Consider the following 8,875-nt stretch of genomic DNA (forward strand, 5'->3'; position numbering starts at 1 on the left):
TGCGCGAAGCGTGGCTAAATTCCCGTTGAATCCGCCCTGCTGCGGCCAGGCGGAATTCAGCGCCGCTGCAGCCAGCTGTCCGGATTGACCGGTTGCCCGCCGCGGCGCAGTTCGAAGTACAGCGCCGTCACGCCCTGGCCACCGGAGTTGCCGACCTTGGCCACCGCATCACCGCGGCTGACCCGCGCACCGGCATCCTTCAGCAGGGTGTCGTTGTGCGCGTACAGGCTCATGTAGCCGTTGCCATGGTCGACGATCAGGATCATGCCGTAGCCGGTCATCCAATCGGAGAACACCACGGTACCGTCGGCCACCGCAGTGACCGTGCTTCCCGCCGGTGCGCCGATCAACACGCCACTGCTGGTACGGCCATCGGGCAGCTTGCCGCCATAACGGGCCAGCAGATTGCCCGACAGCGGCCAACCCAGGCCACCCACCTTGGGCGCGGGTGCCGAGGCCACGGCCGGCGGGACCTTGGTCGCCGGTGCCGGACGGCCTTCGGCTTTGGCCTGGCGTGCGGCCTTTTCGGCAGCGGCCTTCTCCGCAGCGGCCCTGCGGGCGGCGGCACGGCGCTCGGCCTCGGCACGGGCCGCGGCAGCGCGCAGGTTGGCCAGCAGGGTTTCCAGCGCCCTGGCGTCCTGGCCCAGTGCCTGTTCCTTCTCGCGCTTGTCCTTGAAGCGCTCTTCCAGCGAAGCCACGGTCTGCGCACGCGCGCGACGGTCCGATGCGAGCGTGGCGACCTGCTGCTTCTGCTCGCGGTGAGTGCCCTGCAACTGCTGTTGGCGCTGGGCGATCTGCGCCTGCAGCGTCTCCAGTTCCTTGAGGTTGGCCGTCAGCGTGGTGATACGCTGCGCACGCTCGCGCTGCAGGTAGCGGTGATAGGCCAACGCACGGTTGGCATCGGCCACCGTGTCCTGCGAAAGCAGCAGCTTCAACGGCGCGTGGTTGCCAAGCTGGTAGGCCGCGCGCAGCAGTCCGGCCAGTTCGCGATTCTGCTTTTCCAGGTTGGACTGCAGTGCATTGCGCCGCTGTTCGGCCTGGGCCAACGCCTGGGTCTGCTCGCGCAGCGCCGATTCGGTCTGGGCCAGCGCACGACCACTGCGTGCCACCTTTTCATCGGCCTCGCGCAGCTGCTGCGACGCCTGCCCGCGCTGGCCCTCGATCTGACGGCGCTCCTGCGCCACGCCCTTCAGTTCGGTGCGCAGCTTCTGCAGCTTGCGTTCGGCCTCGCGGGCCGACGAGGTCTGCGCCGCACCCGGCAATGGCAGCGCCAGGGCCAGCGCCATTCCCAGCAACAGGCAACGTCCACCGCGCAGGGTGGCGATGTGATGCCGGCGTGAGGGGAAGACGTTGTTGCGCAAGGGCTTTCCAGTGACTTCAGGCAGATGCGGAGACGTGCAGGGAATGGTGACATCTCCGCACGCGGCCTGCCAGCCGCACAACAACGAGGTTCCCATGAAAGCTCTCTCCATTCCGCTGCTGTTGGGCATTGCGCTGGCCAGTGGCCCGGCCTGGGCCCAGGCAGACGTGAGCAAGGTCAACGGCAGCATCAGCGCCGATCCGGGCCAGCGCTACGGCAAGCTGGACACCGTCAATGGTGGCATCCGTGTCGGCGAAGGCGTGGAAACCGGCAGCATCGATACCGTCAACGGCGGCGTCAAGGTCGCCGATCGTGCGCGCACGGGCAGCATCGAGACCGTCAACGGCGGCATCCGCCTGGGGCGCGAAGTGACTGCCCACGGCGATGTCAGCACGGTCAACGGCAGCATCTTCAGCGACCAGGGCAGCCAGATCGAAGGCGGCGTGGAAACCGTCAACGGCGGCATCGGCCTGGTTGGCAGCCGCGTGCGCAAGGATGTGGAGACCGTCAACGGCGACATCACCGTCGGCATCGGCTCACAGGTCGGCGGTGGCCTGCATGTGCGCAAGCCGAACTTCAGTGTCTCGCTGACGGCCAGTCGCAAGCCGCGGGTCATCATCGGGCCGAATGCCGTGGTCAACGGCAGCCTGCTGTTCGAGCGCGAGGTGGTGCTGTACGTCCACCGCAGTGCGCGCATCGGCCCTGTCACCGGCGCCGATCCGATCCCCTTCGATACCGATACCGCCCCGGCCGACTGAGCCTGCGGCTTGGGCGATACTCCCCGCTACCGGTCGCGCGTGCTGCGCGGCCGTCCCTTGTGTTTCCAGGAACCGATGATGCCCCGCAAACTCCTCCTGTGCCTGGCCGCCGCGGCCGCGCTCAGCGCCTGCAAAGGCGAAGACACCCCGGCTCCGGCGCCCAGCGCCGACAGCGCCGCCAAGCCGGCCACGCACACCTTCTCAGCGGCGATCAACGCCGCCGACTTCGCCGAGATGGTGAAGACCCTGGCCTCTGATGAGTTCGAAGGCCGCTCGCCCGGCAGCAAGGGCGAAGAACTGACGGTCAACTACATCCGCGACCAGATGCAGCGCATCGGCCTGCAGCCCGGCAACGGCGACAGCTGGTTCCAGGACGTGCCGATGACCGAGACCACGGCCGATGAATCGACCGTGCTCACCCTCACCCAGGGCGGCAAGACCCGCGAACTGAAATTCGGCACCGACATGGTGGTGGGCACCCGTACCGGCCAGACAGAAGTGAAGGTCGATGCCAGCGACCTCGTATTCGTCGGCTACGGCGTGGATGCACCGGAGCAGAAGTGGAACGATTACGCCGGCCAGGACTGGAAGGGCAAGACGGTGGTCATGTTCGTCAACGACCCGGGCTTCCATGTCGATGATGAAAAGCTGTTCGACGGCAAGCGCATGACCTACTACGGCCGCTGGACCTACAAGTTCGAGGAAGCTGCGCGCAAGGGAGCTGCTGCCGCGCTGATCGTGCATGACACCGCGGGCGCTTCGTACGGTTGGGACGTGGTGAAGAACTCCTGGGCCGGCCCGCAGTACGACCTGCCGGCCAAGGACGATGCGGAGCCGCGCCTGCCGGTACAGGGCTGGTTGAGCGCCGAGGCGGCCAAGGCCCTGTTCGCCGGCGCCGGGCTGGATCTGGACCAGGCCTACAAGGACGCCAGCAAGCCCGGCTTCAAGCCGGTACCGCTGAAAGCAACCGCTTCGGTGGACCTGAAGAGCAAGGTCGCGCAGAAGCAGTCGCGCAACGTAGTGGGCGTGCTGCCGGGCAGCAAGCGCGCCGACGAGGCCGTGCTGTACATGGCGCACTGGGATCACCTCGGCAAGCATGAGGGCGAACACGGCGACAACATCTACAACGGTGCCGTCGACAACGCGACCGGCGTGGCCGGCATTCTCGAGGTGGCCGAAGCGATGGCCCATCAGGAACCGAAGCCGGAACGTTCGGTGGTGTTCCTGGCGGTGACCTTGGAAGAATCCGGCCTGCTGGGTTCGAAGTACTACGTCGCCCACCCGACCTTCCCGCTGGACAAGATCGCCGGTGTCATCAACATCGATGCGATGTCGGTGGCCGGTCGTGCCAAGGACGTGACGGTGACCGGCTTCGGCAGTTCCGAGCTGGAAGACATCCTCAAGCCGCTGGCTGCAGTCCAGGATCGCACCCTGCACGGCGAGACCTCGGTGCAGAGCGGCTTCTACTTCCGTTCGGATCACTTCAACTTCGCCAAGGCGGGCGTGCCGGCGCTGTACGCCGACGGCGGTGAGGACCTGCGCGACGGCGGTGTCGAGGCGGGCCGCAAGGCGGCAGCCGACTACGGTTCCAACCGTTACCACGGCCCGAAGGACGAGTATGACCCGGCCACCTGGAAGCTGGATGGCACGGTCGAGGACCTGCAGCTGATGTATGGCGTCGGCAAGGAACTGGCCGGCGGCGATCGTTGGCCCAACTGGTACGAAGGCAATCCATTCAAGGCTGCACGCGACACGATGATGAAGGCCAAGGCACCAGCCGCTGCGGCGAAGTAAGTCCGCCAGGCGTTGAGTTCCGAAGAAAGCGGCGCCCTTGGGCGCCGCTTTTTTTTGTGCGTGAGTGCTGGGACCCGGTAGTGCCGGCCGCTGGCCGGCAACCTCATGAACATCACGCAGCTGTATGTGCTTGTCTTTGTCCAGGGGGCCGCCTTCGCCACCGGTNTTCCTCCAGATNTCTACGCATTTCACCGCTACACCTGGAATTCTACCCCCCTCTACGAGACTCAAGCTTGCCAGTATCAGATGCAGTTCCCAGGTTNAGCCCGGGGATTTCACANCTGNCTTAANANACCGCCTGCGNNCGCTTTACGCCCAGTAATTCCGATNAACGCTNGCNNCCTNCGTATTACCGCGGCTGCTGGCACGNAGTTAGCCGGTGCTTCTTCTGCGGGTAACGTCAATCGACAAGGTTATTAACCTTANCGCCTTCCTCCNCGCTGAAAGTACTTTACAACCCGAAGGCCTTCTTCATACACGCGGCATGGCTGCATCAGGCTTGCGCCCATTGTGCAATATCAAGATACCTGCGCATACTTTCAAAGATCCGGGGAAGTGGCCTCAGCGCCGTTCCCGTGTGCTGCGAAGTTTCCTTCGTAGCGAGCCGCCTATTATGCCGGACTTTTCGAGTCCGTCAACACCTTTCGTTCGATCATCTCGTTCGTCGGTGGTGGCCTCCCTTGTGTCGCTGAAGCCCCTTGTTGACGACCCCTGCGACGGGGGAGGGAAATTATGTCCCTATCCGCGGCCTTTGTGAAGGGGGTGTGGCAACTTTTTTCATCGGATGTTGCATCCGTTCATGCAAAGGCGCCGCCACAGGCCCCCGCGAACAGCGGCAGAGCGTCAGCGCCGCTCTGCAGGAGCAGAAGCAGGGGCCGGCTGCGCCGGCCCCCGCCTCCGGTCAGGCAGCGACCAGGCGCACGCGGGCGAAGGTGCGCTTGCCGACCTGCAGCAGCCCCTCGAAGCCGGGCTGCAGTACCTGTTGGCCGTCTTCCACCACTTCACCGTCCACCTTCACCGCACGCTCCTTGAGCTTGCGGTTGGCCTCGGAGTTGCTCGGGGTCAGGCCAGCGGCCGTCAGCAGGGCAGCGATGCGCAGGCCCTCTGCCGGAATGGCCACATCCTGCAGCGGCAGCTGGGTGATGTCGCCCTGCCCGGTAACGGCAGCTTCCCAGCCGGCAATCGCCTGCTCGGCCGCTGCGGCATCGTGGAACCGGGTAGCCAGTTCGCGGGCCAGGCGCAGCTTGACCACGCGCGGATTCAGGCCGGCGGCGATCTGCTCGCGCAGGGAGGCCGCTTCGGCCTGGCTGATATCGAAGGACAGCAGCTCGATCCAACGCCACATCAGGGCATCATCGACCTTCATGGTCTTGGTGACGATGTCGATGGCCGGCTCGCTGATGCCGATGTAGTTGCCCAGCGACTTGGACATCTTGTTGACGCCGTCCAGGCCTTCCAGCAGCGGCATGGTCAGCACCACCTGCGGCTTCTGGCCGTGGTGTTCCTGCAGGCCACGGCCCATCAGCAGGTTGAACTTCTGGTCGGTACCGCCCAGCTCGACGTCCGCTTCCAGGGCCACCGAGTCGTAGCCCTGCACCAGCGGGTACAGGAATTCGTGGATGGCGATGGACTGCTGGGCGGCATAGCGCTTGGCGAAGTCGTCGCGCTCGAGCATGCGTGCCACGGTGTGCTGGCCGGCCAGGCGGATCATGTCGGCCGCGCTCATCTTGCCGAACCACTCCGAATTGAAGCGGACCTCGGTGCGGCTGCGGTCCAGCACCTTGAACACCTGTTCCTCGTAGGTACGGGCGTTGGCCAGCACGTCATCGCGGCTGAGCGGCTTGCGGGTCAGGCTCTTGCCGGAGGGGTCGCCGATCATGCCGGTGAAGTCGCCGATCAGGAAAATGACCTGGTGGCCGAGGTCCTGGAACTGACGCATCTTGTTCAGCAGCACCGTGTGGCCCAGATGCAGGTCAGGCGCGGTGGGGTCGAAGCCGGCCTTGATGCGCAGCGGGCGGCCTTCCTGCAGGCGCGCGCGCAGATCCTCGAGCTTGAGGATCTCGTCGGCACCGCGGCCGATCAGGGCAAGGGCTTCTTCAATCGAGGACACGTGACTACTCCCGGCAACGCCGTTTCTTATGTGGGGTGTTAAAGCGAAGTTAACCCGATCGGCTTCACAAAAGCCAATAGGCACAAGGGTTTGACGCGAATTTGTTAGGTGTCTATGTTACCGGCGTTTGGGCCCGCGTTCCCGGGTCAGCCAGAGACCGACATCTGATGCTCAATTCCGATCAAGGCCGCGCACGCAAGCAGCGCTTCCAGGAACGACTCCACGTCCTGCACGACAACGCCCTGCACCGGAAGCTGAGGCAACACCTTCCCGCTGCGTTCAACGAGCGCTGGACGCGGCGTCATTGGATGCACGCCAGCCTGTTTGTGACCATTGGCGCGCTGGTGGCCACGATCGTGCCGGGCTTCTCGCACACCATCGATGCACCCTACGCCGACAGCCACACCAGCCTGGCACTGCCGTTGCCGCCGTTGGCAATGGCCCGCCAGCAGCAGATCCCCGGCGACAGCTGGCAGGTGCTGCGGGTGCAGCGCGGGCAGACCCTGAGCGACCTGTTCGACAAGGCCGGCATCTCCGCCACCACCCTGCACCGGGTGCTGGACCATCCGGGTGCGCGCGAATCGCTGACCAAGCTGCGCCCGGGTGCCGAGATCGCCTTCGACATGCCGCTGTCCGGTGACCTGCGCAGCATCCGCTTCGACCGCGATGCCGACAACCGGGTCGAACTGAGCCTGATCGGTGATGACATCAAGGAGACGGTGACCAAGCGCGAGACATCCACGCGCACGGTGGTCACCAGCGGCGAGATCACCAGTTCGCTGTATGCGGCCGCGCGCCGCGCCGGACTGTCACCGTCGGCGATCGCGACGATGACCGATGACATCTTCAAGTACGACATCGACTTCTCCAAGGACCTGCAGCCGGGCGACCGCTTCAGTGTGGTGATGGATGAGACCTGGCGCGAGGGCGAGAAGGTCGATACCAGCAAGATCCTGGCGGCGACCTTCACCACCGGCGGCAAGACCTATTCCGGCTTCCGCTTCGACCGCAACGGCAAGTCCGAGTACTACGACATCAATGGCCGTTCGCTGAAGAAGAGCTTCATCCGCATGCCGATCCCGTTCGCGCGGCTGAGTTCGACCTTCGGCGCGCGCAAGCACCCGGTGCTGGGCAAGATGCGCATGCACAAGGGCGTGGACTACGCCGCGCGCACCGGTACCCCGATCATGGCCGCCGGCGATGCGCGGGTGCAGTTCGTCGGCGTGCAGCGCGGGTATGGCAACGTGGTGATCCTCGACCACGGCCGTGGCCACACCACCCTGTACGGCCATATGTCGCGCTTTGCCGGGATCAAGAATGGCCAGCGCGTGGCCCAGGGCACGGTGATCGGCTACGTCGGCTCGACGGGCCTGGCGACCGGCCCGCACCTGCACTACGAATTCCGCGTCAACGGCGAGCACCGCAACCCGCTGACGGTGACCATGCCGCCGCCGGAGCCGCTGAAGGGCGCCGAGCTGGTGGCCTTCCGGGCGCAGACCGCGCCGGCGATGGCCCGCATCCAGGGCATGGAGAAGCTGATCTACGCCGACGCCAGCCCCGCACCGACCGCCGAAAGCGCGAGCACCGAGGTGGCCAGCGCCAAGGACAAGGCGCCGGCAGGCCGCAAGCGCGGCTGAGCCCTGCGTTGACGAAGGAGGACACGGCAGCACAAGCTTGCCGTGTCCTTTTTTTATGCCCGCCATGACCACCACTGCCGATCCGTCCCTTCCCCTCTACCTGGGCCTGATGTCGGGCACCAGCGCTGACGGCATCGATGCCGCGCTGGTGCAGTTCCCGGCCGATGGGGGGTGCCGCTTCGTGCACGGGCTGACCGCCCGCTGGGAGCCGGTGCTGCGGGCGCGGCTGGTGGCCCTCGGCGAGGGCGGCCCGCTGCAGTCGCTGGAGGAGCTGGGCGAACTGGACGCGCGGATTGCGATCAACTTCGCCGCCGCCGCCAACCAGCTGCTGGAAGAAGCCGGTGTCGACCATTCGCAGGTACGAGCGATCGGCTCGCACGGGCAGACGGTGCGCCATCGACCGTTGGCCGACCCGGCCTTCACCGTGCAGCTGGGTGACGGCAACCGCATCGCCGAGCTGACCGGGATTACCACCGTATGCGATTTCCGCCGCCGTGACGTTGCCGCCGGCGGCCATGGCGCGCCGCTGATGCCGGCTTTCCACCTGCACATGCTGGGTGCGGCCGATGAGGACCGTGCGGTGTTGAACCTGGGCGGGATCGCCAACCTGACCTTGATCCCGCGCGAAGGCGTCGTGCGTGGCTTCGATACCGGCCCGGCCAACGCGCTGATGGATGCCTGGTGCCAACGCCATACCGGGCGCAGCTTCGATGCTGACGGCGCCTACGCAGCCAGCGGGGCGGTGGATGACAGCCTGCTGGCCGGCTGGCGCGCGGACCCATGGTTCGCGCTGCCGCCGCCCAAGAGCACCGGGCGCGAGCAGTTCCACCTGCCGTGGGCCGAGGCACACATGGAGGAAGGCCAGTTCGCCGCCGCCGATGTACAGGCGACACTGCTGGAGCTGACCGCGGCGACGGTGGTTGATCAGCTGCTGGCCCAGCAGCCGCACACCCGGCGGGTGCTGGTGTGCGGCGGTGGCGTGCGAAATACGCAGTTGATGCGGCGGCTGGCGGCGCGCTTGCCGGGCGTGGTGGTGGAGTCCACGGCGCTGCACGGGCTGGACCCGGAGTATGTGGAGGCGATGGGGTTTGCCTGGCTGGCGCAGCGGACGATGGACGGGCTGCCGGGCAACCTGCCGAGCGTGACCGGGGCGACGGGGCCGCGGATTCTCGGGGCGATCCATCCGGCGTGAGGTGACGCCATCGGCCGGGCATGG

6 protein-coding genes and 1 other annotated feature are annotated in these 8,875 nt (G+C 66.2%); of the genes, 4 read left to right on the forward strand and 2 right to left on the reverse strand.

Features of this window, described 5'->3' with window-relative positions; genetic code table 11:
- Nucleotides 1–56: 56 nt before the first annotated feature.
- Complete coding sequence (locus tag TEP_RS17845) at nucleotides 57–1,286, reverse strand: peptidoglycan DD-metalloendopeptidase family protein (protein WP_240790763.1); 1,230 nt, start codon at nucleotides 1,284–1,286, stop codon at nucleotides 57–59.
- A 169-nt stretch (nucleotides 1,287–1,455) separates the two neighbouring features.
- On the opposite strand from TEP_RS17845, the gene TEP_RS17850 reads away from it, so the two are divergent.
- Nucleotides 1,456–2,118 (forward strand): hypothetical protein, encoded by a 663-nt coding sequence (locus TEP_RS17850; RefSeq protein ID WP_132826171.1) that lies wholly within the window; start codon nucleotides 1,456–1,458, stop codon nucleotides 2,116–2,118.
- Nucleotides 2,119–2,196: 78 nt separating this feature from the next.
- Nucleotides 2,197–3,912, forward strand: coding sequence for a M28 family metallopeptidase (locus TEP_RS17855; RefSeq protein ID WP_132826172.1), 1,716 nt, complete (start codon nucleotides 2,197–2,199; stop codon nucleotides 3,910–3,912).
- Nucleotides 3,906–4,483: a sequence feature (16S ribosomal RNA rRNA prediction is too short), on the reverse strand. (Overlaps the previous gene by 7 nt.)
- 330 nt (nucleotides 4,484–4,813) lie before the next feature.
- Here TEP_RS17855 and tyrS read toward each other — a convergent pair.
- Nucleotides 4,814–6,022, reverse strand: a complete 1,209-nt coding sequence (tyrS, locus tag TEP_RS17860) for a tyrosine--tRNA ligase (protein ID WP_032977018.1) — start codon at nucleotides 6,020–6,022, stop codon at nucleotides 4,814–4,816.
- A 167-nt stretch (nucleotides 6,023–6,189) separates the two neighbouring features.
- Between tyrS and TEP_RS17865 the strand changes: the two genes are divergently transcribed.
- Entirely contained in the window at nucleotides 6,190–7,659 is a 1,470-nt protein-coding gene (locus TEP_RS17865; RefSeq protein ID WP_132826173.1) for a peptidoglycan DD-metalloendopeptidase family protein, read from the forward strand.
- A 64-nt stretch (nucleotides 7,660–7,723) separates the two neighbouring features.
- Nucleotides 7,724–8,851 (forward strand): anhydro-N-acetylmuramic acid kinase, encoded by a 1,128-nt coding sequence (locus TEP_RS17870; protein WP_132826174.1) that lies wholly within the window; start codon nucleotides 7,724–7,726, stop codon nucleotides 8,849–8,851.
- The last annotated feature ends 24 nt before the right edge of the window (nucleotides 8,852–8,875 follow it).

The sequence above is a fragment of the Stenotrophomonas sp. TEPEL genome (assembly GCF_004348785.1).
Classification (GTDB): domain Bacteria; phylum Pseudomonadota; class Gammaproteobacteria; order Xanthomonadales; family Xanthomonadaceae; genus Stenotrophomonas; species Stenotrophomonas indicatrix.